Raw genomic sequence first — 21,137 nt, forward strand, 5'->3', positions numbered from 1 at the left:
GCCGGCACCGGCTCCGGTCAGTGGCACGACAACACCGCCACCCCGCCGACGCCTTGCGTGTTCGGCAACGCCGCCGTGTAACCGACGGCCACCAGCGGCTGAGCCGCGTCATGTCCGACGACGATCGACTGAATCGTCGCAGGCCCGGTGGTCTTCAGCACGCCGTTCAACGGCACCTGCGTGTACGTCAGCCCGTATTGCGCGCCGTCCAGCTCGATCGACAGGTTCAGCGTGGTGAGCATGCGCGTGACCGGATCCAGCGTGGCCGAACTCGACACGAGCGCACCGCTCGTGTTGCCGTTGTTGCTCGCCACCGTATCGGCCATCACCTGGGTACACGAAAGCGGGCCGCCCGTGGCGGGCAACGACAGCGGCGTGCCGACCGCGTAGTGCACGCCCTGCGTATCGGTATACGTATTGCCGTCGGTGTCCATCGCGCGATTCCACCGGCCGATCGCCACATCGGTGCCAACGCCCTGGATGTCGGTCACGGCCCCATGGTCGAGCCCGAGGCAGTCGGTTGCCGCCGCCGACGACGCAAGCGTCGTAAACGCACCGCTTCCCTGCTGAACCAGGCTCGTCGCCGGCACATTGGCCGCCGTCATGTTGCGGTTCTTCGCGTAATCGCTCGGCAAATTCGGCACCACGAGCACCGCCAGTTGGCCGTTGCTCGTCGCGACCGGCGACGCAGCACCCGAATAGCTGAAGTTGCCGTTCGGTCGGCAAGCCATCTGGACGGCAGGCTGGGGCGACGCGCCCGGCGCCGGCGCGGCGGGCGACGTGACCGTCGGCGTTCCCGTTGTATCGTTGTTCGACGCGCTGCTTCCGGTATTGGCGGCGCCGCCGTCATCGCCGCCGCCACATGCCGTCAACATCAGTACCGTACTCGCCAGACCCACCAGACAGATTTGCTTGCCCCGCATGCTTCACCTCGTTTTCTCGTTGTAGAAACCCATCACCGTGTGCGCTCGTTTCACACGTTGTCGTTTGCCGGACGCGCCGGCACCATTCGCTGCGCATCCACCGCCTTGACCAGCCACCATGCGCCGACGCCACCCGCCACGAGCGCGCCGAACCACCAGGAAGTCGGCCAGATCTCGAGCAGGCTCTCGCGGGTGAGGACGAACGGCGATTTCAGCGCGACGAGCACCACGGCCGTGTTGTAGCAGGCATGAATCAACATCCCCGGCAGCAGCGATCGGGTGACCGCATACAGCTTTCCGATCAGCAAACCGAGTCCGAATGCGAGCGCGAACTGATACACGTTCAAATGCGCAAGACCGAATACCGCGGCCGAGTGGGCGATGGCCGTTCCCTCCGGATACTGTCGCAAGAAGCTGCGCAGCATCACGCCGCGAAACAGCATCTCCTCGAGTAGCGGCGCAATCGCGCAGGTCAATACGATCAGGCCGAGCCCGCCATTCACATAAACCTCGCGGGCTTCGTCCCGGGTTCCGGTCCACGGGAAAAATTGCCCGACGCCGACTTCGAGCACGCTCATCGCCACGAGCAATGCCGGTGTAATCAGCACGATGGGCGCGAAAAATCGCCCGATCGTCGTTCGCCAGGAATCGACGCTGTCGTGCAGCAAGCTGCGGTAGGTCAATTTGCCGTGATGGAGCAGCACCGTAAATACGAGACCATTCGCGAGCACCCGCCCGATGCTGGCGATTGCCATCGTCTGCAGCCCGGCGCTGCGGCCGGCCGACCAGATGATCGAGTTCATCAAATACTCGACCATGTTCAGCACGACGACGATAAAAAACGCTTCGAGCAGATTCGGGAAGCAATAAGAGCTTGAATCGGATTTCATCTGGATTTACACGATTTAGCAGGCGGCATACGCGGTAATCGCGCCCGGATGCCTGCAGCCGATCTCGTCCGATCGGCATTGTTATTTATCGGAGCACACGACGACCGTGACTCATTGCGGCCTGCCGGGCCTTTGTCCTCCCCCATCCAGCCATCGCGGGAAAGTAACCGTTTGTTACGGAGAGGGATCGTCGCTCATGGCACGAATCATGGCAAGCGCCATTGACCATTCTTTACGATCGAAAAGACAAAACGCGCGAATCGGACTGCGCAATCAGCCGTCGTTAATATCGAGATATCGGCCGATCTTTTAAAATATTTAGCGATTTTCGGCCTGCCCGGCGTTTCAATATTTTTAAAGCACCGATTACCTGACGCACCGGTAACGCGCGGCGAATTCCTTGTCGATTGTCACGGAGACCATCCCGTAAGCGCCGCGCGGGCGGTAATCACGATCGAGTGGCGGGAAGTCGGAATCGCGCAACCATACCGTCACGCGCCACCCGCGGCCACCTGCTCCGCGATCGTCGACACCATCCGTAACATCGGCTCGAACGCATCGGCCGGCGTATTGCCGAAACCGAGCACGAGCCCGTTGCGGGCCCGCTCCACATCGATCGCGAAACCCGACAGCGGAAACGGGCCGATGCCATGCGCGCGCGCCGCTTCGACGATCGCGCGATCGCGATAACGCGCCGGCAGCCGTAACGCGAGATGCAGCCCGCACGGGCCGCCCTCGACCTGGTGCGGCACGCTCAGGCTGCTGTCGAGCGCGGCGAGCAGCAAACGCCGCCGGTCGCGATACAGCCTGCGCATCCGCCCGAGATGCCGGCCGTACTCGCCCGTCTCGATGAAATCGGCCAGCGCGAGCTGCACATGGCGCGTCCCGCCGCGCAGCATCTCCGGCAACGCCGGCCGCACGGCGGCCAGCAACGCGTCGGGCAGCACGAGAAAGCCGATCCGCAGCGCCGGAAACATCGTCTTGCTGAACGAGCCGAGATAGACGACCGGCGAATCGGGCGCGAGCCCATGCATCGCGCCGATCGGCTCGCCGGTGTGACGGAATTCGCTGTCGTAGTCGTCCTCGATGATCCACGCGCGATGGCGGCGCGCCGCATCGATCAGCGCGAGCCGGCGCGAGATCGACAGCACGGCGCCGGTCGGGAACTGGTTCGACGGCGTCGTGTAGACGAGGCGCGGCGGTCGCTCGCGCCAGTCGTCCGGTTCCGCGCGCAGCCCTTCCGCGTCGACCGGCATCGGCACGACGTCGAGGTCGGCCGCCTGCATCGCGGTGCGCGCGCCACGATAGCCGGGCTCCTCGACCCACACCGTATCGCCCGGATTCGTCAGCAACTGCGCGCACAGCGCGATCGCCCCCTGCGCGCCCTCCGTGATCACGATCTGCTCGGGATCGCAGCGTACGCCGCGCGTGACGGCCAGGTGGCGCGCGATCGATTCGCGCAACGCGGGCTCGCCGAGCGGATCGCCGTACGCCAGCAGGTCGCGGCCGGCGCGGCGCAACGCGCGGTCGATCGCGTGCCGCCACGCGTCCACCGGGAAATGCGACAGCGCTGGCACGCCCGGCCGAAAGCCCTCCGATTCGCCGGCGCCGACGAGGCTCGCGCGAATCCGGCCGAGCCGCTGCGCGACGGTCGGCGGCGCGGCACGCCGGCGCGGCGGCGCCGGCCGCGACAGCCCGACGACCCGCGTGCCGCGACGGTCCGACTGCAGGAAGCCTTCGGCGACGAGCTGCTCGTACACGGCGGCCGTCGTATTGCGCGACACGCCGAGCGTTTCGGCCAGCGCGCGCGTGCCGGGCAGCCGCGTGCCGGCCGGCATCGCGCCGCCGAGAATCGCGTCACGCACGCGGCGCAGCAACTGGCGCTGCAGCGAAGGTGCGCCCGGCGTGCGCGCCAGCGGCGCATCGAGCGGCAGCAACGGCGCGCCACCGGAAGGAAAGGCAGTCGTCATCGGGACATCGCAACGTGAAAAGGTCGAACGTACGGTGAGCGGCGCACGGCTGACATGCCACCGATCGTGGCACCATAAATTTGCCGTTCGCTGGCGCTTCTCATGGTACCTCGCCAGGACTACGATCGTCTGCACGCCGGCATGTCGCCGGCCGCCAACCGAAGCGAGATCGACCTTGCCCACGCTCACCAACGCTTTCCAGCAGCCCATCGGCCACCCCGTTCCCGACTGGTCCGCGCGTCCGCGCCCCGAGCGCATCGCGCTCGAAGGCCGCTACTGCCGGCTCGAACCGCTCGACGCCGAGCGCCACGCGGCCGACCTGTACGCCGCCTACGCCCAGGCGCCCGACGGCAGCGACTGGACCTATCTGGCGCACGGCCCGTACGCCGACGAGTCCAGCTACCGCGATTACGCGCGCGGCGCGCAGGCGAGCACCGATCCGCTGCACTACACGGTGATCGACCGCGCCACGGGCCGCGCGGTCGGCACGCTCGCGCTGATGCGCATCGATCCGGCCAACGGTGTGATCGAGGTCGGTTCCGTCACGTTCTCGCCGCTGCTCAAGCGCACGCCGGTGTCGACCGAAGCGCAGTTCCTGCTGATGAAGTATGCGTTCGACACGCTCGGCTACCGTCGCTACGAATGGAAGTGCGACGACCTGAACGCGCCGTCGCGCAAGGCGGCCGCCCGGCTCGGGTTCCGCTACGAAGGCACGTTCCGGCAGGCGATCGTCTACCGCGGCCGCAATCGCGACACCGCGTGGTTCTCGATCATCGACGGCGAATGGCCGGATGTCCGCGCCGCATTCGACGCATGGCTCGCACCGGAGAACTTCGACGCGCAAGGCGAACAGCGACAGTCGCTCGCCGCGATTCGCCACGCGCAGGCCGGAGCGCGCGACGCCGCCGGCCGCGCGAACGACGCAACGCGCGTCACGGTGCGCCCGCTCGTCGCCGCCGACGAAGCCGCGTGGCGTCCACTGTGGCAGGGTTACCAGAAGTTCTACGACACCGCGCTGAGCGACGCCGTGTTCGCGACGACGTGGGCGCGCCTGATGGATCCGGCCGAGCCGATGTTCGTGCTCGGTGCGTTCGACGCGTCGGGTGCGCTGGTCGGGATCGTGCACGCGATCTACCACCGCTCGTGCTGGACCGAAGGGCCGTACTGCTACCTGCAGGATCTGTACACGGCGCCCGACGCGCGCGGGCAAGGCGCGGGCGGCGCACTGATCGAGGCCGTGTACGAACGGGCCCGCGAAGCCGGCGCGAGCCGCGTGTACTGGCTCACGCACGAGACCAACACGACCGCACGCGCGCTGTACGACAAGCTCGCGAACAACGCCGGTTTCATCCAGTACCGGCACGATCTGAAGAAGTAACGTCGCCCGCGGCCGGCCGACGTTCAGCCATGGACATCGGCCGGATGGCGGGCGCCGCCGTCCTCCGGCACGCCGTCGCGCGTCGCATCGGCCATGCCGGGCACCGCTGCCGGGCGGATCATCTCGTCGCCATTGGCCGGCACGGGCCGCCGTACCGGCCGGAACACCGGTTCGCCGGGCTCGATCGGCTGCCCCGAGAGCGCGCAGCGACCGGGCTGCAACGCGACGCGCAAGCGCCAGCGCTGTTCGCCGTAATGACACCGGCCGCTCTCGACCCATCGCACCAGCAGTCCGTCGTGCCCCGCCTCCAGCACCGTGACGAACAGTTGCGGGCGCAACGGCGACGCCGCGGCCGTCGCATGCTCCGGAATCGGCGCACGCCCGATCGTCGCGAGCGAATGCGCGACCACGCCGCCGCGCGACGGCATCGGATCGTCTTCGCCGAGCGCGGACGCGGGCACGTCGCACGACAGGTCTTCCTCGCAGATCGGGCTTTCCATGATGTTGAGCATGCTTGACGGATTTCCGTGCAGGTTGAAAGACGCCGGCGCCGCACTCAGCGCCGGCCTATCGGTTCGCGCAGCAGGCACAGGCCGATCGCCGCGCCGGCGACGGCGGCCGCGAGCATCAGCCCGACGCCGCCCGACCAGCCGAATGCCCCGACGATCGCGCCGATCGTCAGCGGCCCGATCACCTGGCCGAGATAGTTGCCCTGCACGACCCAGCCGATGCTGAGCGGCGCCAGCGACGGCGACGGTGCGGAACCCGGCGCGCACGCGAGAATCGTCGCGGGTAGCATCCCGGCCATGGCCGAGAACGCGAACCCGAGCGCGACCGCGAGCGGTGCGGGCGTCGCCGCGCTGAAGAGGCCCGCGCCCGCCGCGCCGATCGCGACCGACGTCGCGGCCATCACGCGCCCCGGGCGCGCCCCGCGCGACAGCAACCAGCCGGCCGTCAGGTTGCCGATCACGCATGCAGCGACGATCGCCGCACTGATCAGCCCGGCCGCGCCGACGGCAACGCCGAGACGCTGCATCAGGAACACCGGCAGGAACGTCATCACCGCGAAGAACTGCACGTTGTAGGTCGCGAAACCGAGTGCGAGGAGCGTGGTCGAGCGCGCCGCGAGCACGGTGCGCAGCGCGGGCCCGACGGGTGCCGCCGCGGCCTGCCGCGACGGTGCGTCGGCCGACGTCGTGACCGGCACGGCGGCGGCGGCGACGAGCGTCAGCGCCGCGGCCGCGAGCCAGCCGTTGCGCCAGCCGCCGAGCAGCGGCCCGACCAGCATCGACAGCGCCATGCCGGCCGGCATGAAGGTGCTCCACAGGCCGAACGCGAGATTGCGCCGCTCGGGCGGCGTCACGCGGTTCAGCACGGCGGGCGCGGCAACCACCACGATCACGAACCCGAGCCCTTCCGCGAAGCGCGTGGCCAGCAGCAGCGCGAAGCTGCCCGCGCATGCGCCGACGATGCTCGACAGGCCGAGGATGAAGAGGCCCGTCACCAGCAGTCGCCGGTCGCCCCAGCGCCGCACCAGCAGCCCGGCGGCGATCCCGCCGAACACGCCGACGAACGGAAACACCGACATGATCCCGCTCAGCGACGCGAGCGAGCCGCCGAACTCGTGCTGCAGCGACGGCAACGCGATCGTCGCCTTGCCGACGTGCAGCGCCGACACGATGCTCGCCAGCACGACGTTCGCGATGGCGGCCCGGTAGCTGCGCGACGGCAGCGTGGCGGCCTCGGCCGCGACAGGCGATTCGGTCATCGTCACCTCCGTTGAGGCGGCCGCGTGCAACGGGATGTCTCGCGCGGCCGCAATCGGACCGGCGCCCATGATACAAATTGAAGTTAACTTCAAGTAAAGGGGTAACGCGTGCAACGATTCGTTTCGGTGATCGTGACAATGGCTGGCACGGCAAGCGACGGCATCCTCGGCTAAGCTGTCGGCTTCGCTCCGACAATGCCCGCCCGAATGCCGACCGCCTCCCCTGCACCGGCCACGCTGTTCCCGCTCGACGAAGCCTGGTCCGCCTTCCCCCGCCGCAAGGCCGCCGTGCGCACGTTCATCGCCGGGTACTGCGCTGCGCGCGACCGGCGCGATGCGCCGCTGCACGACGGCCCGGACGGCCATGTCGTGCAGTTCGACGACGCGATGGGCCGGCCTTTCGAGCATTTCATGATCGAGGGGGCGCCCGGGTCCGGCGCCGGCCCGTTTGTCGTCGGTGCGTGGATCACGCGCTATGGCGCAGTGCCGCTGCCGTCCGCGCTGCACGGCAGGACGCGCCGGCTGACCGACGAGCACTTCATGGCCGCCGATATCGACCGTCTGTCGGGCGACGACGCGCTCGCGCAAGCGCTCGCCTGCGACACGCCGGACGCGATCGACGCGTTCAACGCCAGCGGGGCCTTCCCGCCGTTCCACCCGAATCCGGCCGCGTTCCTGTTCGCGCACCGGCTCGACGGGCAGATCGCGGCCACCGCGCGCTACGGCTTCGCGTCGCCGCACGATATCGTCGTCGATCGCGTCGCGACGGCGGACACATACCGCCGCCGAGGCCTCGCGACGCAACTGCTCGCCGCGATCGTCGCCCACGCACGGCACCGGGGAGCGCACCGCGTGTGGCTCATATCGACCGAAGCCGGCCAGCTGCTGTACCGCGCCGCCGGATTCACGCCGCTCGCGACCGTCGCCGTGGACGAAGTCGTCGCCTGACCGCGAATCGAACCGCATCGTCCGTCACCGTTCGCCACCGTCCGTCTCGCGCTTCGTCTCATCGCGCTGAGACGAACGTCCCGGCGTCTCAGCGGATCCGATGTTGCGCTATCGCAGCAAATCCGACGCACCATTCCTTCCGAATCCCGGCCGGTCGGCATAGAGCGACATGGTGCAACGCATCCAACGCCGCCTTTCGACCGCCCCGTACCGCCCCGATTCACGCTGGCCCCGTTCCTGCATACCGGTCGATCGCGCAATCGCGCGACGGGCACACCGGCAGCGTTGCCGCGCGCCCGACGACAACCCGACGGAGACAGCAACGTGAGTACACCCGCACCGATCACGCCCCCCAGCATGAAGGCCGCCGTCTGGCATGGCCGCCACGACATCCGCGTCGAAGCGGTTCCCGTTCCGGAGCGCCCGCCCGCGGGCTGGGTCACGATCCGCGTGCACTGGTGCGGCATCTGCGGCTCCGATCTGCACGAATACGTCGCCGGGCCGGTGTTCATCCCGGTCGACGCGCCGCATCCGCTGACCGGCCTGAAGGGCCAATGCATCCTCGGTCACGAGTTCAGCGGCGAGATCGCCGAACTCGGCGCGGGCGTGTCGGGCTTCGCGGTCGGCGACCGCGTGACGGCCGACGCGTGCCAGCATTGCGGCACCTGCTGGTATTGCCGGCACGGGATGTACAACATCTGCGAGAACCTCGCGTTCACCGGGCTGATGAACAACGGCGCGTTCGCCGAATACGTGAACGTGCCGGCCGAACTGCTGTACAAGCTGCCCGACGATTTCCCGACCGAGGCCGGCGCGCTGATCGAACCGCTTGCGGTCGGGCTGCATGCGGTGAAGAAGGCCGGCAACATCGTCGGACAGACCGTCGTCGTGGTCGGCGCAGGCACGATCGGCCTGTGCACGATCATGTGTGCGAAGGCCGCGGGCGCCGGGCGCGTGATCGCGCTGGAGATGTCGGCCGCGCGCAAGCGGAAGGCGCTGGAGGTCGGCGCGAGCGTCGTCGTCGATCCGAAGACGTCCGATGCGATCGCCGAAGTCAGGGCGCTGACGGGCGGCTACGGTGCCGACGTGTCGTTCGAATGCATCGGGCACACGGCCACCGCGAAGCTCGCGATCGACGTGATCCGCAAGGCCGGCAAGTCGGTGATGGTCGGCATCTTCGAGGAACCGACGCCGTTCAACTTCTTCGACATCGTGTCGACCGAGAAGGAAGTGATCGGCTCGCTCGCGTACAACGGCGAATTCGCGGACGTGATCCGCTTCATCGCGGACGGCCGCATCGACGTGCAGCCGCTCATCACCGGGCGCATCGCGCTCGGCGACATCGTCGCGCACGGCTTCGAGGAACTGGTCAACCACAAGGACCGCAACGTGAAGATCATCGTCCGGCCGGCCGTCTCCTGACCGTACGCGCGGCCGCGGCATCGATGGAGGCCGCGCAGGCTGCCTGCCCGCCCCGCCGCCGAGCGTCGCACGTGCGGCGGGAGCGGCGCGCCTGCGCGGCGCCGCCCTTCCCGCTATCGCCTCGTCCGAAGCGGCCGCCATGTCGAGCTCCATCCGGATGCGGCATGCAGCAACATTCGCAATCGCTAACTCGGCGCGATTCTTCGATATACTGGACCGAACCCTTTTCGGGCAACCGGGGGCAACCACGCGTTTCGCGCGTTCGCCCCGACCTGCGTGGAATGGCGCACCGTGAAACCGCGAGCCGGCCTGATTCTCGAACTCTTCGTCAACCTCGTGCTGCCTTGGGTGGCCTACCGGGTCGCGCATCCGTATTTCGGCGAAACCGGCGCGCTGTACGCATCGGCAGTTCCGCCGATCGTCTGGTCGATCGTCGAATTCATCCGCTCCCGCCGCGTCGACGCGGTGGCGGCCATCGTGCTGCTCGGCATCACGCTGTCGATCGTCGGGATGGCGTTCGGCGGCAGTCCGCGCACGCTGCTGATGCGCGAATCGATCGGTTCGGGCACGATCGGCGTCGTGTTCCTGCTGTCGCTGTTCCGCGAACGCCCGCTGATCTTCTATCTGGCCCGCGCGACCGTGGCCCGCGAGATGGACGGCGGCGCCGCCCACTTCGAAGCCGTCTGGGACGCGCAGCCGGGCCTGCGCCAGATGCTGCGGCTGATGACGTTCGTGTGGGGCGCCATCATGACGCTCGAGATGCTGCTGCGCTGGTGGATGGTCGTCAGCTGGCCGGTCGAGCGCGTGCTGGTCGTGTCGCCGGTCATGGGCTACACGGTGTTCGGCTGCCTGCTGCTGTGGACGTTCTGGTACCGGCGGCGCATGCGCGTGCGCAACAGCGTCGACATCCCGGGCGCCGGCGGCGTCACCGAAACCGCCGGCCGCTGACACGCGGCTGCCCGGCCGTGCGGCGGCGTGTCACCGCACCTGCTGTATGATGCGCGGCGTCTCGTCCGCCCATCCGTTTCCCGTCATGTCCCTTTCGCTCCTTCCGTGTGCCACGATCTGGCTCGCCCTGTTCGCGGCCGCCGCATTCGCGTGGCATCGCCCGCTGCACGGCCTGAGCATCGGCCTCGCCGTGCTGGGCTATGCGGGCGCCCTGGCGTTCGGCCAACTCGCGCCGATCACGCTGGCGCCGTTCGCGCTGCTGATCGCGGCCGGCTGGGGCGTGTTGCCCGAGCGCCCGCTCGCGGTGCGCATCGCCGCGCACCTCGTCTTTGCCGCGCTCGCGATCGCGCTGAGCCTGCACCTGCTTCCCGGCTTCCACAATCCGCGCGTGATCGGCCCGACCCGCTTCACGCCGGACGCCGTGCCGTTCACGATGTACCTGAATTTCGACAAGCCGCTCGTCGGCTTGTGGCTGGTGTGGGCGCTGCCGTGGGTGGCTCCCGACGTCGCGCCGTTGCGCGCGCTGCGCACCGGTGCGGTGGCGGCCGTCGCCACGGCCGCCGCGTGCCTGGCCGGCGCGCTCGCGTTCTGGATGGTCGGCTGGGCGCCCAAGTGGCCGCCGTCCGGCTGGCTGTGGCTCGTGAACAACCTGTTGCTGGTGACACTCGCCGAGGAAGCGCTGTTCCGCGGCTACGTGCAAGGCGGCCTGACCCGCGTGTTCCGCGCCTGCTCGTGGGGCCCGTGGGTCGCACTCGCGGCAGGCGCGGTGCTGTTCGGCGCCGCGCACGCGGCCGCCGGCTGGCAATGGATCGTCCTCGGCACGGTGGCCGGCGTCGGCTACGGGCTCGCGTGGCGGCGCGGCGGCCTGCTCGCCGCCGCGCTCGCGCATGCGGGGCTGAACGTCGTCCACTTCGGCCTGTTCACCTACCCGATGCTCGCCGCCGCGCGCTGATCGCGGCGCCCGCGCGGCCGCTCAGTTGAACCCGGCCACCGCGTGCGGCACGTACGGGCGTTCGAGCGCGGCGATCTCGTCCGCGGTCAGCTTCAGCGCGAGCGCGCCGAGCGCATCGTCCAGTTGCTGCGGCTTCGAGATACCGACGATCGGCGCGGTCACGCCGCGCTTGTGCGCCACCCACGCCAGCGCGACCTGCGCCCGCGGCACGTTGCGCGCGGCGGCGATCGCGGCGACGGCCTCGACGACCGCCTTGTCGGCGTCGACCGTCGCGTCGTACAGCCGCTGGCCGACATCGTCCTTCTGCTGCCGTTCCGACGTTTCGTCCCAGTTGCGCGTCAGGCGCCCGCGTGCGAGCGGGCTCCACGGAATCACCGCGATGCCTTCGTCCTCGCACAGCGGCAGCATTTCGCGCTCCTCTTCCCGATACAGCAGGTTCAGGTGGTTCTGCATGCTGACGAAGCGGGTCCAGCCGTTCTGCTTCGACGTATGCAGCGCCTTCGCGAACTGCCACGCGAACATCGACGACGCGCCGATATAGCGCGCCTTGCCGGCCTTCACGACGTCGTGCAGCGCCTCGAGCGTCTCCTCGATCGGCGTGCCGTAGTCCCAGCGGTGAATCTGGTAGAGATCGACGTAGTCGGTGCCGAGCCGCTTCAGGCTCTGGTCGATGTCGGTCATGATCGCCTTGCGCGACAGGCCGGCGCCGTTCGGCCCCGGCCGCATCCGGTAGAACACCTTCGTCGCGATCACGACCTCGTCGCGCTTCGTGAAATCGCGCAGCGCGCGGCCGACGATCTCCTCGGACGTCCCGTCCGAATACATGTTCGCGGTGTCGAAGAAGTTGATGCCGGCCTCGACCGCCCGCTGGATGATCGGGCGGCTTTCCGCTTCCGGCAGCGTCCACGGGTGCGTACCGCGCGACGGCTCGCCGAACGTCATGCAGCCCAGCACCAGCTTCGACACGTCCAGCCCGGTCGATCCGAATTTCACGTATTCCATTGCACGCCTCTCCATTCGAGTCGGGTTTGCGGCCGGATGCGCGCCGCGCATCCGCCAGACGTCGCATGGTATCCCGCATGCCGCGAACACGTACGACCGCGCGCCGCATGCAGGCTGCGTGAAAGGAAGACGAACCGGAAGGCCCGGCTACTTGACCTGGTCGGCGAGCGGCTGCAGGAACGCGGAGAAGCCGGTCAGCATGATCTGCACGCCGATGCACAGCAGCAGGAACGCCGACACGCGCTTCGCGACCTTGGTCCCTTCGCTGCCGAGGTAGCGCGCGAGCAGCGCGGAGCGGCTGTAGACCTGCCAGATCACGAGCGCGACGAGCACGGACACCGCGATCGACACGATGCTCGACAACATGAATTCCGACAGCTTGTGCGTGCGGTTCGCGTTCAGCGCGATCGCGGTCGCGATCGAGCCGGGGCCAACCGTCAGCGGCACCGTCAACGGGAAGAACGCGCGCGTCATGATCGCGTTCGCGTCGATCGGCTTGACCGGCGTGTCACCACCGCCCGGCCCGTCCGGTTCGTTCAGCATCTGCCAGCCGGCGACGGCAACCGCGAAGCCGCCGCCGATCCGCAGCGCTTCCATCGAGATTCCGAAGAAATGCAGCACCGGCGTGCCGGCGAAGAACGCGACCATCAGCACGACGAATGCGTTGAACGCGACCTTCCTCGCAAGCAGATCCCGTTCGTGCGCGGTGAGCGCCTCGGTCCGTTCGAGAAACAGGAACGCGATACCGATCGGATTGATGATGCCGATCAGGCCGGTAAAGCCAAACAGGATCTCGGAGACGAGGCGATTGACGATCATCGTGCGAAGCAGCGGTCGGGACGGGGGCCGGCAGCGCGCCGGGGGTCACGCATTGTAGTGCAAGCGCCCGCGCCCGAGCCGCAAAATGCGGCCGGCCCGGTTTCGCCGTCGATCGTCGTGAACGTGCGGCGCGCAGCCTTATTCGGCGCCCGCCTCCCAGGCCGGTGGCCGCTTCGCGAAGAAGGCCGCGAAGCCTTCCTTCGCTTCCGGCGTCGCACGCACGCGGGAGATCGTCTGCGCGGTGAACGCCGCGCGTTCGTCCGACGGCGGGTACTCGCCGATCGCATCGAAAAAGCGCTTGATCTCCGTCAGCGCGTGCGGGCCGTTGCGGCCGAGCTCCGCGAGCGTCCGCTCGAGCGTGTCGTCGAGCGCATCGAGCGGCACGGCCTGATGAATCAGGCCGATCGCGACGGCTTCGGCAGCCGCGAGCTGCGTCGCGGTCAGCGCGAGACGGCGCGCCTGGCGCTGGCCGACCGCCTCGACCAGATACGGGCCGATCACGGCCGGCAGGATCCCGAAGCGCGCCTCGCTGACCGAGAACCGCGCGTGATCGCTCGCAATCACGATGTCGCAGGCGGCGCACAGGCCCACGCCGCCGCCGAACGCGTGCCCCTGCACGCGGGCGACCGTCGGTTTCGGGCACTGCCGGATCGCGTGCATCATCGCGGCGAACCGCTCGGCGTCGCGCAGGTTCGCGGCCGCATCGTTCGCGCTCGCGCGCTGCATCCACTGCAGGTCGGCGCCCGCGCAAAATGCGCGACCGTCCGAACGCAGCACGATCGCGCGCACGTCGTCGCGCCGGCCGAGCGTCGTGAACGCGTCGGTGAGCTCCGCGATCATCGTCTCGTCGAACGCGTTCAACACGTCGCCGCGCCGCAACGCGACGGTCGCGATGCCGCGCGCATCGACCGCGACGGCCAGGGTCTTCAATTCATCCATCGAACAGGTTTCCTCGGGTAGAACGATGCACACATCGAAATCAGGCGGCCTGGCGGCGATCGATCACGCGGCGCGCCTTGCCGGTCGCGGTCGCGGGGATGCCGCCGGCCGCCAGCACCGTCACGCCGGACGACACGCCGACCATCGTCTTGATCCGGTGCTGCAGTTCGCGCGCGAGCGCCGCGCGCTCGCCGTCGGTGACGGACGCCGCCGCTTCGGAGCGCAACTCGACCGCGAGGTCGAGCCGGTCCATGTGACCGTCGCGCGACAGCGTGATCTGGAACTGGCCCGACAACTGCGGCAGCGCGACGACGATCTCCTCGATCTGGCTCGGGAACACGTTCACGCCGCGCACGATCAGCATGTCGTCGGAGCGGCCCGTGATCTTCGCGAGCCGGCGCATCGCGCGCGCGGTCGGCGGCAGCAGCGCGGTGAGGTCGCGCGTGCGGTAGCGAATCACCGGCATCGCCTCCTTCGTCAGCGACGTGAACACGAGTTCGCCCTGGCTGCCGTCGGGCAACACTTCGCCGGTGACGGGATCGATGATCTCCGGGTAGAAATGATCTTCCCAGATCACCGGGCCGTCCTTCGTCTCGACACATTCGCACGCGACACCCGGACCCATCACTTCCGACAGCCCGTAGATGTCGAGCGCGTCGATGCCCACGCGCGCCTCCACTTCGTCGCGCAGCGCCTGCGTCCACGGCTCGGCGCCGAAGATGCCGATCTTCAGCGACGATTCGGCCGGGTCCATCCCCTGCCGCACCATCTCGTCGATCAGGTTCAGCATGTACGACGGCGTGACGAGGATGATCTTCGGCTCGAAATCGCGAATCAATTGCACCTGCTTCTCGGTCTGCCCGCCGGACATCGGCACGACCATGCAGCCGAGCCGCTCCGCGCCGTAGTGAATCCCGAGACCGCCCGTGAACAGGCCATAGCCGAACGCGTTGTGCAGCGTATCGCCCGGGCGGCCGCCGGCCGCGCGGATCGAGCGCGCGGTCACGTTCGCCCACGTGTCGATGTCGCGCGCCGTGTAGCCGACCACCGTCGGCTTGCCGGTCGTGCCGCTCGACGCATGCACGCGCACGACCTGCTCGCGCGGCACCGCGAAGAGGCCGAACGGATAGTTGTCGCGCAGGTCGCTCTTGGTCGAGAACGGAAATTTCGCGAGATCGGCGAGCGACTTCAGGTCGTCCGGATGCACGCCCGCCGCATCGAACGTGCGCCGATAGTGGGGGACGTTGTCGTACGCGTGGCGCAGCGACCATTTGAGGCGTTCGAGCTGCAGCGCCTGCAGTTCGTCGCGGCTGGCGGTCTCGATCGGATCGAGGGCGGCGGCGGGATGCGTCGGGTGAGTCATCGGGGTGCTCCTCCAATGGAGTGATGTCGTTGTCGTGTTCGAGGTGACGGGGCGGTCACGACCGGAACGTGCGGCCGGCCGCGTGCAGCGCGGCGAGGCGCGGCGACACGCGATAGCGGTCCTCGCCGTAGCTCGCCGCCAGATTCGACAGCACGCGATGCACGCGGCCGATGCCGACCGCATCGGCCCACGCGAGCGGGCCGCACGGGTAGTTCACGCCCTTCTCCATCGCAAGATCGAGATCGGCCGGCGAGCACACGCCCTGGTTGACCGTGTCGGCCGCTTCGTTCGCGAGCATCGCGACGGTGCGCATCACGACCATCCCCGGCACGTCCGCGACGCCGACGACGCGAAAACCCGCCTGCTGGAACAGGCCGACCGCGTCCGCATACGCCGCGTCGCTGCACTGGAGCGCGCGCGTCAGCGCGACGAGGCCGGCCTGCGCGTAATCGCGCGCGAGATCGACGAGCACGAGATCCGCCACGCCCGTTTGCGCGGCGCGCGCGGTGGCCGTCCGGCCGTCGGTCAGCGCGATCGACGCGCGGCCGGCCACGGCGAGCAGATCGTCGGCATGCGCGTCGTTGCGCCGCGCGTTCGCGATGCGGTCGACGAAGCGCGCATGCAGCGCGGCGGCCGGGCCATCCTGTGCAAACAGCGCGACCTCGGCCGGCGCGGTGCGCGAAGGTTCGAGATCGGGAGCGGGCGGCGTCGCGCCGTCCGCATACGAGTAGAACCCGCGCCCGGACTTGCGCCCGAGGAAGCCCGCATTCACGAGTTCCTGCTGGATCAGCGACGGCGTGTAGCGCGGGTCGTTGAAGTACGCGCGGAACACCGACTCGGTCACCGCGAAATTCACGTCGTGGCCGATCAGGTCCATCAGCTCGAACGGCCCCATCCGGAAGCCGCCGGCTTCGCGCATCACCGCGTCGATCGAAGCCGGCGCGCCGCCCTGCTCGTTCAGCACGCGCAGCGCCTCCGCGTAATACGGCCGGGCGACGCGGTTCACGATGAAGCCCGGCGTCGATTTCGCCATCACCGGTTGCTTGCCCCACGCGGCGGCGGTCGCATGAAGCATTCGGGCGACCTCGGGCGCGGTCGCGAGCCCGCTGACCACCTCGACGAGCGCCATCAGCGGCGCCGGATTGAAGAAATGCAGGCCGGCGATGCGCTGCGGCACGCGCAGCCCGGCCGCGATCGACGTGATCGAGATCGACGACGTGTTGGTCGCCAACACGCATGCGTCGTCGACATGGCGTTCGAGGGTCGCGAAGATCTCGCGCTTCACGTCGAGCCGTTCGGCCGCCGCCTCGACGATCAGCGCGGCGCCCGCGAAATCGGCCAGCGCGCGCACCGCGCGGATCCGGTTGCCGGCCGCCTCGGCCCGCGCCGGTTCGAGCCGGCCCTTCTCCGCCAACCGCGCAAACTGTGCGCGGATGCCGGCCAACGCCTTGTCGCAGGCCGCCTCGCTCAGGTCGTACAGCAGCACCGCATGGCCGGCCGCCGCCGCGACCTGCGCAATGCCCGCGCCCATCGCGCCGGCACCAATCACGCCGACGACGGCCGACGGCGCGAGCGCGCCCGAGTTCACCGAATATGCAGAGGAAACAGCCATCGCTTGCGATCCGTCATGAAGTGGAAGTGCGAGCGATTATAAACCGACCGGTCGGTAGATTTATGTCAGGGCAAGCCCGAATGTGTTGGGCAAGTGACCGTTACGAAACCTGCAATGACAAAAAATCGAAAGATCGGGGCAACTTTTTGTAAACCGAAAGGTCAACGCAAGGTCTCGAATATGAGATAGTGACCCCCGAACGCCTGATAAAATTCGACAAATTGCCGGATTTCAGGGGGAATACGTGTCGCGCCGTCATCGCCGTCCATCGCCCCTTTCCGGGGTCGAATCGAGCTTCCGGACCGCGCGCCCCCACGTGTGCTCGTCTCGCTGTCCGCGGACAACCGCTTCGAACCGTTTCATCCCGCGACGGGCTTCGGCCCGCCCGCGCCCCTCGCCGCCTCGCGGCAGCGAACCCAGGGCAGCGCCGTTGCGTGCCGCCCCTCTTCGGTTTCATCGTCTTCGTTCGGCGGATAGTACGGCCGGGCTTCGTCAACCCGTGACGGCGCGTCGCGCGCCGCCACTCGCATAAGGAAACCCTCATGCCGCTCTCGTCCAACCAGCTCCCGCGCTGGACCCTCTGGGCCCCGCTTGCCGCCTGGCTGGTACTCGCGCTGTCGCGCGTCGTGCCGGTCGAAGGTCTCGTCATCGCGGTGTTCGCCGCCGCGCTCGCCGGCGCCGTGTTCGCCGCCGTCCACCATGCGGAAGTCGTCGCGCACCGCGTCGGCGAACCGTTCGGCACGCTCGTGCTCGCGGTCGCCGTGACCGTCATCGAAGTCGCGCTGATCGTGTCGGTGATGCTCGGCGCGGGCCCCGAGAAATCGGGCCTCGCCCGCGACACCGTGTTCGCCGCCGTGATGATCATCTGTAACGGCATCGTCGGCATCTGCCTGCTGGTCGGCGCATGGAAGCACGGCGAACAGGACTTCCAGGGGCGCGGCGCGAGCAAGGCGCTGGCGGTGCTCGCGTCGCTATCGGTGCTGTCGCTCGTGATGCCGAACTACCTGAACGCCGCGCCCGGCCCGTTCTTCTCGAAATCGCAGCTCGCGTTCGCCGGCGTCGCGTCGCTGGTACTGTATGGCGCATTCGTGTTCGTGCAGACCGTGCGCCACCGCGACTACTTCCTCGCCGCGCACGACAGCGCGGACGAAGCGGTACACGCGGCGGCGCCGAGCAACCGCACCGCGATCATCAGCATGGTGCTGCTGTTCGCGAGCCTCGTCGCGGTCGTGCTGCTCGCGAAGCTGCTGTCGCCGGCCGTCGAGCATGCGGTGCTGAAGCTCGGTGCGCCCGAAGCCGCGGTCGGTATCGTGATCGCCGCGCTCGTGCTGCTGCCGGAAGGGCTCGCGGCCGTCACCGCCGCGCGGGCGAACCGCCTGCAGACCAGCATGAACCTCGCGCTCGGTTCGGCGCTCGCGAGCATCGGGCTCACGATCCCGACCGTCGCGGCCGTGTTCATCTGGGTCGGCCAGCCGCTCACGCTCGGGATCGGCGCGATGGAAACGGTCCTGCTGGCGCTCACGCTGCTGGTCAGCACGCTCACGCTGAGCCAGGGGCGCACGACGGTGCTGCACGGCGTCGTGCACGTCGCGCTGTTCGCCGCGTATCTGTTCCTGTCGATCACCCACTGACGTCCCGATGCGCGCGGGCCGGCGGATTCTCGCCGCACGGCCGCGCGCACGTCTTCCAGTCCCTTTCCCCTCCTCCGCTCCACGCCGCCGTTGCCGGCTGCAGTCGCACGATGCTTCCGGATCGACGGCGCGTCACCCGGCACCTGGCTGCGGGTACCCGCTCGCGCGAGCAAGCGCGGCTAGACGCCCGTGTCGTCCGTGTTCTGGGTCAGAAACCGCTCGACCATCGCGTTGAACACCGGCAGCGCCGGATTGTCGTTGTCCGCGCGCCATGCGAGATACAACTCGGCCGCCACGTTGACGCCCGCCAGCGGCCGGAACACCACGCCGTCCACATGGAGCTCGCGTGCCGACGCGGGCACGAGCGCCGCGCCGAGCCCCGCGCGCACGAGGCCGAGGATCGTATGCGTCTGCCCGACGTAATGCAGGTAGTTCGGCAGCCGCCCGGCACCCGCGAACATGCCCGAAATCATGTCGTGGAAATACTTGCCCTCGTTCGGCGAATACGCGATGAACGGCTGCCGGTCGAGCTCGTCGGGGCCGATCTGCTCGTAGGCCGCGAGCGGCGCGCCTTCCGCGACCGCGACGAGCATCGGTTCGCGCTGCACGAGCCGGTATTCGAGCGGCTGGCGCGCGGCGCGCTGGCGCACGAAGCCCGCGTCGAGCATCCGCGACGCGAGCGCGTCGATCTGCACGGTCGACACCATCTCGCGCAGTTCGACGTCGACGTCCGGCAACGCATGCGCCGCGTGCGCGAGCAGCACCGGGATCATCCGGTACGCGCTGACGGCCGTGAACCCGAGCGTGATGCGCCCGGCCCCGCCATGCGCGACGCGCTGCGCGGCCTGCTCGGCCCGTGCGGAAAATTCGAGGATGTGCCGCGCGTCGCGCAGGAAGCGTTCGCCGGCCGCGGTCAGGCTGACCTGCCGGCTGCTGCGCTCGAGCAGCGCGATGCCGAGCGCGTGCTCGAGCAACTGGATTTGCCGGCTGAGCGGCGGCTGGGTCATGAAGAGCCGCCGGGCCGCACGGCCGAAATGCAACTCTTCGGCCACCGCGACGAAACAGCGAAGCTGATGGAGCTCAATCATTCAAATCTTGAATCAATCGATAGTCTTTCGATGTTAGACCGATATCGATGCGATTTCTATACTCGGTTCCACCTGATCGGTAACTTCGCCGGGATCGTCACGCCGCTGCGATCGGCTACTTCGTCGCCAGCACGGGCTCGTTCGGCGGCGCGTTATGGTTCGTCGCCGCGCATGGGCTGATCGGCATTGCGGCGTATGCCTGGCTCGCGGGCCGCTTCGAGCGGATCCGCATCGCGCCGGCCGCACGAGCGGCGCGGCGGCACGCACGCGCCGTCACGCAGACTGGCGACCGCCCGGCATGTGCTCCGTCGTGAGTCGGTCGAGCTCGCGCAGATCGTTCTCCAGCGCCGGCGTGAGCGTCGTGCGCAAGTGATCGAGGAAGGTGCGGATCTTCGCATCGAGATAGCGGCGCGTCGCGTAGACGGCATAGACGCTGACCGTCTGCAGCCGGTACTCGGGCAGCACGCGGATCAGGCGCCCTTCGCGAATATCGTCGAGCACCGTATACAGCGCCACGCACGCGATCCCGCGCCCGGCGCGCACCGCGACGCACAGCGCGTCCGGCACGTTGACCTGGAACGGCGCCGGCTGCAGCGCGTAGACGGTTTCCTCGCCGTCGCTGCGCTCGAGCCGCCATTCGCCGGCCGGCGACGCGGGCGTGTCGAGACGCAGGCACACGTGGTTCGGCAGATCGTCGGGCGTGTGCGGCGTGCCGTGCCGCGCCAGATATTCGCGCGATGCGACGAGCACGCTGCAGCTCGTGCCGCAGGTCTGCGCGACATAGCCCGAATCGGGCAACTGCGACGCCGTCACGATCGACACGTCGTAGCCCTCTTCGACCAGATTCGGCATCCGCTGCGCCAGCGTCAGCTCGACCGACACGTCGGGATTGTCCGCCTGGTAGCGCACGATCGACGACACGACATGACTCTGCCCGAGTCCCGTCATCGCATGAATGCGCATCTTGCCGCTCGGCCGCAACAGCGCGTTGCGCGCCTCCGCGTTCGCGTAGTCGAGTTCCGCGAGGATCGATTTCGCGCGCTCGAAATAGCGCTCGCCGCTTTCGGTCAGGCCGAGGTGGCGGGTCGTGCGATGCAGCAGGCGCGTCTGTACGTGGGCTTCGAGGTTCGAGACGGCGCGCGACACCTGTGCGGTGGTCGCGTCGATTTCCTTCGCGACCGCGGTAAAGCTGCCGGCTTCGACAACGCGCACGAACAGGCGCATGTTTTCGAGCATGTCCATTGAATTGGCTTGGGGAAAGTCAGTGGGGAGGCGTCGGCGGCGCTCGCGTCAGAGGAGCAACGGAACGCGGCCGCGAACCGCGCCGAATCGATCGCCGTGCCGGGGAAAAGGCGGGAGAGCAGGCATCGCGGACGGGGTTCTGGCATGACGGGGGGAATTGACTGCGCCGAATTGTACGCCGCTGCAGACAAATTTGCGCGATGACGCGCGCGGAAGCTCTCATTCGATGAAAGGTTTTTGCA

At 68.6% G+C, this 21,137-nt stretch carries 18 protein-coding genes and 1 pseudogene; 7 read left to right on the forward strand and 12 right to left on the reverse strand.

What is annotated here, in order from left to right; translation table 11 throughout:
• Positions 1-17: 17 nt before the first annotated feature.
• The 3 genes from WS61_RS28325 to WS61_RS28335 form a co-directional block, all read right to left on the reverse strand.
• Complete coding sequence (locus WS61_RS28325) at positions 18-923, reverse strand: hypothetical protein (RefSeq protein WP_059505442.1); 906 nt, start codon at positions 921-923, stop codon at positions 18-20.
• 50 nt (positions 924-973) lie between these two features.
• Complete coding sequence (locus tag WS61_RS28330; RefSeq protein WP_059505444.1) at positions 974-1,813, reverse strand: CPBP family intramembrane glutamic endopeptidase; 840 nt, start codon at positions 1,811-1,813, stop codon at positions 974-976.
• Between the two features lie 491 nt (positions 1,814-2,304).
• Positions 2,305-3,783 carry a PLP-dependent aminotransferase family protein gene (locus WS61_RS28335; protein ID WP_059505446.1) on the reverse strand — a complete coding sequence of 493 codons (1,479 nt, stop codon included), beginning with the start codon at positions 3,781-3,783 and terminating at the stop codon, positions 2,305-2,307.
• Positions 3,784-3,958: 175 nt separating this feature from the next.
• On the opposite strand from WS61_RS28335, the gene WS61_RS28340 reads away from it, so the two are divergent.
• Positions 3,959-5,161: a GNAT family N-acetyltransferase gene (locus WS61_RS28340; protein ID WP_059505448.1), complete on the forward strand. Its 1,203-nt coding sequence runs from the start codon at positions 3,959-3,961 to the stop codon at positions 5,159-5,161.
• A 23-nt stretch (positions 5,162-5,184) separates the two neighbouring features.
• Here WS61_RS28340 and WS61_RS28345 read toward each other — a convergent pair whose 3' ends face one another.
• Together WS61_RS28345 and WS61_RS28350 are read right to left on the reverse strand one after the other, a co-directional pair.
• Complete coding sequence (locus WS61_RS28345; protein ID WP_059505450.1) at positions 5,185-5,673, reverse strand: DUF3331 domain-containing protein; 489 nt, start codon at positions 5,671-5,673, stop codon at positions 5,185-5,187.
• Positions 5,674-5,717: 44 nt separating this feature from the next.
• Positions 5,718-6,929: a CynX/NimT family MFS transporter gene (locus tag WS61_RS28350; RefSeq protein ID WP_059505524.1), complete on the reverse strand. Its 1,212-nt coding sequence runs from the start codon at positions 6,927-6,929 to the stop codon at positions 5,718-5,720.
• A gap of 207 nt (positions 6,930-7,136) precedes the next feature.
• Between WS61_RS28350 and WS61_RS28355 the strand changes: the two genes are divergently transcribed.
• From WS61_RS28355 to WS61_RS28370, 4 genes are all read left to right on the forward strand, one after another.
• Positions 7,137-7,877 (forward strand): GNAT family N-acetyltransferase, encoded by a 741-nt coding sequence (locus tag WS61_RS28355; RefSeq protein WP_059505452.1) that lies wholly within the window; start codon positions 7,137-7,139, stop codon positions 7,875-7,877.
• Positions 7,878-8,234: 357 nt separating this feature from the next.
• Complete coding sequence (locus tag WS61_RS28360) at positions 8,235-9,299, forward strand: 2,3-butanediol dehydrogenase (protein ID WP_059505454.1); 1,065 nt, start codon at positions 8,235-8,237, stop codon at positions 9,297-9,299.
• Between the two features lie 291 nt (positions 9,300-9,590).
• A complete protein-coding gene (locus tag WS61_RS28365) occupies positions 9,591-10,247 on the forward strand; it encodes a VC0807 family protein (protein WP_059505526.1) in 657 nt (218 codons plus the stop codon).
• Positions 10,248-10,332: 85 nt separating this feature from the next.
• Positions 10,333-11,199: a CPBP family intramembrane glutamic endopeptidase gene (locus WS61_RS28370; protein ID WP_059505528.1), complete on the forward strand. Its 867-nt coding sequence runs from the start codon at positions 10,333-10,335 to the stop codon at positions 11,197-11,199.
• A gap of 21 nt (positions 11,200-11,220) precedes the next feature.
• Here WS61_RS28370 and WS61_RS28375 read toward each other — a convergent pair whose 3' ends face one another.
• The 5 genes from WS61_RS28375 to WS61_RS28395 form a co-directional block, all read right to left on the reverse strand.
• Positions 11,221-12,201 (reverse strand): aldo/keto reductase, encoded by a 981-nt coding sequence (locus WS61_RS28375; protein ID WP_059505455.1) that lies wholly within the window; start codon positions 12,199-12,201, stop codon positions 11,221-11,223.
• 147 nt (positions 12,202-12,348) lie between these two features.
• Entirely contained in the window at positions 12,349-13,020 is a 672-nt protein-coding gene (locus tag WS61_RS28380) for a MarC family protein (protein WP_059505457.1), read from the reverse strand.
• A 138-nt stretch (positions 13,021-13,158) separates the two neighbouring features.
• Positions 13,159-13,959: an enoyl-CoA hydratase-related protein gene (locus WS61_RS28385; protein WP_059505459.1), complete on the reverse strand. Its 801-nt coding sequence runs from the start codon at positions 13,957-13,959 to the stop codon at positions 13,159-13,161.
• A gap of 40 nt (positions 13,960-13,999) precedes the next feature.
• On the reverse strand, positions 14,000-15,322 hold the full coding sequence (gene paaK, locus WS61_RS28390) for a phenylacetate--CoA ligase PaaK (protein ID WP_059505461.1): 1,323 nt from the start codon (positions 15,320-15,322) through the stop codon (positions 14,000-14,002).
• Positions 15,323-15,377: 55 nt separating this feature from the next.
• Complete coding sequence (locus WS61_RS28395; RefSeq protein WP_059505463.1) at positions 15,378-16,934, reverse strand: 3-hydroxyacyl-CoA dehydrogenase; 1,557 nt, start codon at positions 16,932-16,934, stop codon at positions 15,378-15,380.
• A gap of 542 nt (positions 16,935-17,476) precedes the next feature.
• On the opposite strand from WS61_RS28395, the gene WS61_RS28400 reads away from it, so the two are divergent.
• The gene (locus tag WS61_RS28400) at positions 17,477-18,565 is read left to right on the forward strand and encodes a calcium:proton antiporter (RefSeq protein ID WP_034204707.1); all 1,089 of its coding nucleotides are present in this window, start codon (positions 17,477-17,479) and stop codon (positions 18,563-18,565) included.
• 179 nt (positions 18,566-18,744) lie between these two features.
• Here the strand turns inward: WS61_RS28400 and WS61_RS28405 are convergent, their stop codons facing one another.
• Positions 18,745-19,653 (reverse strand): LysR substrate-binding domain-containing protein, encoded by a 909-nt coding sequence (locus WS61_RS28405; protein ID WP_059505465.1) that lies wholly within the window; start codon positions 19,651-19,653, stop codon positions 18,745-18,747.
• Positions 19,654-19,719: 66 nt separating this feature from the next.
• On the opposite strand from WS61_RS28405, the pseudogene WS61_RS35860 reads away from it, so the two are divergent.
• A pseudogene (locus tag WS61_RS35860) lies at positions 19,720-19,898 on the forward strand (MFS transporter); the annotation flags it as partial.
• A gap of 28 nt (positions 19,899-19,926) precedes the next feature.
• Here the strand turns inward: WS61_RS35860 and WS61_RS28410 are convergent.
• Positions 19,927-20,895, reverse strand: coding sequence for a LysR family transcriptional regulator (locus WS61_RS28410; protein WP_059505467.1), 969 nt, complete (start codon positions 20,893-20,895; stop codon positions 19,927-19,929).
• Positions 20,896-21,137 lie beyond the last annotated feature (242 nt).

It is taken from the genome of Burkholderia sp. ABCPW 11 (assembly GCF_001523445.1).
In the GTDB taxonomy this organism is placed as follows: Bacteria; Pseudomonadota; Gammaproteobacteria; order Burkholderiales; family Burkholderiaceae; genus Burkholderia.

What these genes read in the sequence shown, in the direction of transcription:
- WS61_RS28325 (WP_059505442.1), bottom strand. Translation starts at nt 923, where the DNA reads ATGCGGGGCAAGCAAATCTGTCTGGTGGGTCTGGCGAGTACGGTACTG.
- WS61_RS28330 (WP_059505444.1), bottom strand. Translation starts at nt 1,813, where the DNA reads ATGAAATCCGATTCAAGCTCTTATTGCTTCCCGAATCTGCTCGAAGCG.
- WS61_RS28335 (WP_059505446.1), bottom strand. Translation starts at nt 3,783, where the DNA reads ATGACGACTGCCTTTCCTTCCGGTGGCGCGCCGTTGCTGCCGCTCGAT.
- WS61_RS28345 (WP_059505450.1), bottom strand. Translation starts at nt 5,673, where the DNA reads ATGCTCAACATCATGGAAAGCCCGATCTGCGAGGAAGACCTGTCGTGC.
- WS61_RS28350 (WP_059505524.1), bottom strand. Translation starts at nt 6,929, where the DNA reads ATGACCGAATCGCCTGTCGCGGCCGAGGCCGCCACGCTGCCGTCGCGC.
- WS61_RS28355 (WP_059505452.1), top strand. Translation starts at nt 7,137, where the DNA reads ATGCCGACCGCCTCCCCTGCACCGGCCACGCTGTTCCCGCTCGACGAA.
- WS61_RS28360 (WP_059505454.1), top strand. Translation starts at nt 8,235, where the DNA reads ATGAAGGCCGCCGTCTGGCATGGCCGCCACGACATCCGCGTCGAAGCG.
- WS61_RS28370 (WP_059505528.1), top strand. Translation starts at nt 10,333, where the DNA reads ATGTCCCTTTCGCTCCTTCCGTGTGCCACGATCTGGCTCGCCCTGTTC.
- WS61_RS28375 (WP_059505455.1), bottom strand. Translation starts at nt 12,201, where the DNA reads ATGGAATACGTGAAATTCGGATCGACCGGGCTGGACGTGTCGAAGCTG.
- WS61_RS28380 (WP_059505457.1), bottom strand. Translation starts at nt 13,020, where the DNA reads ATGATCGTCAATCGCCTCGTCTCCGAGATCCTGTTTGGCTTTACCGGC.
- WS61_RS28385 (WP_059505459.1), bottom strand. Translation starts at nt 13,959, where the DNA reads ATGGATGAATTGAAGACCCTGGCCGTCGCGGTCGATGCGCGCGGCATC.
- paaK (WP_059505461.1), bottom strand. Translation starts at nt 15,322, where the DNA reads ATGACTCACCCGACGCATCCCGCCGCCGCCCTCGATCCGATCGAGACC.
- WS61_RS28395 (WP_059505463.1), bottom strand. Translation starts at nt 16,934, where the DNA reads ATGGCTGTTTCCTCTGCATATTCGGTGAACTCGGGCGCGCTCGCGCCG.
- WS61_RS28400 (WP_034204707.1), top strand. Translation starts at nt 17,477, where the DNA reads ATGCCGCTCTCGTCCAACCAGCTCCCGCGCTGGACCCTCTGGGCCCCG.
- WS61_RS28405 (WP_059505465.1), bottom strand. Translation starts at nt 19,653, where the DNA reads ATGATTGAGCTCCATCAGCTTCGCTGTTTCGTCGCGGTGGCCGAAGAG.
- WS61_RS28410 (WP_059505467.1), bottom strand. Translation starts at nt 20,895, where the DNA reads ATGGACATGCTCGAAAACATGCGCCTGTTCGTGCGCGTTGTCGAAGCC.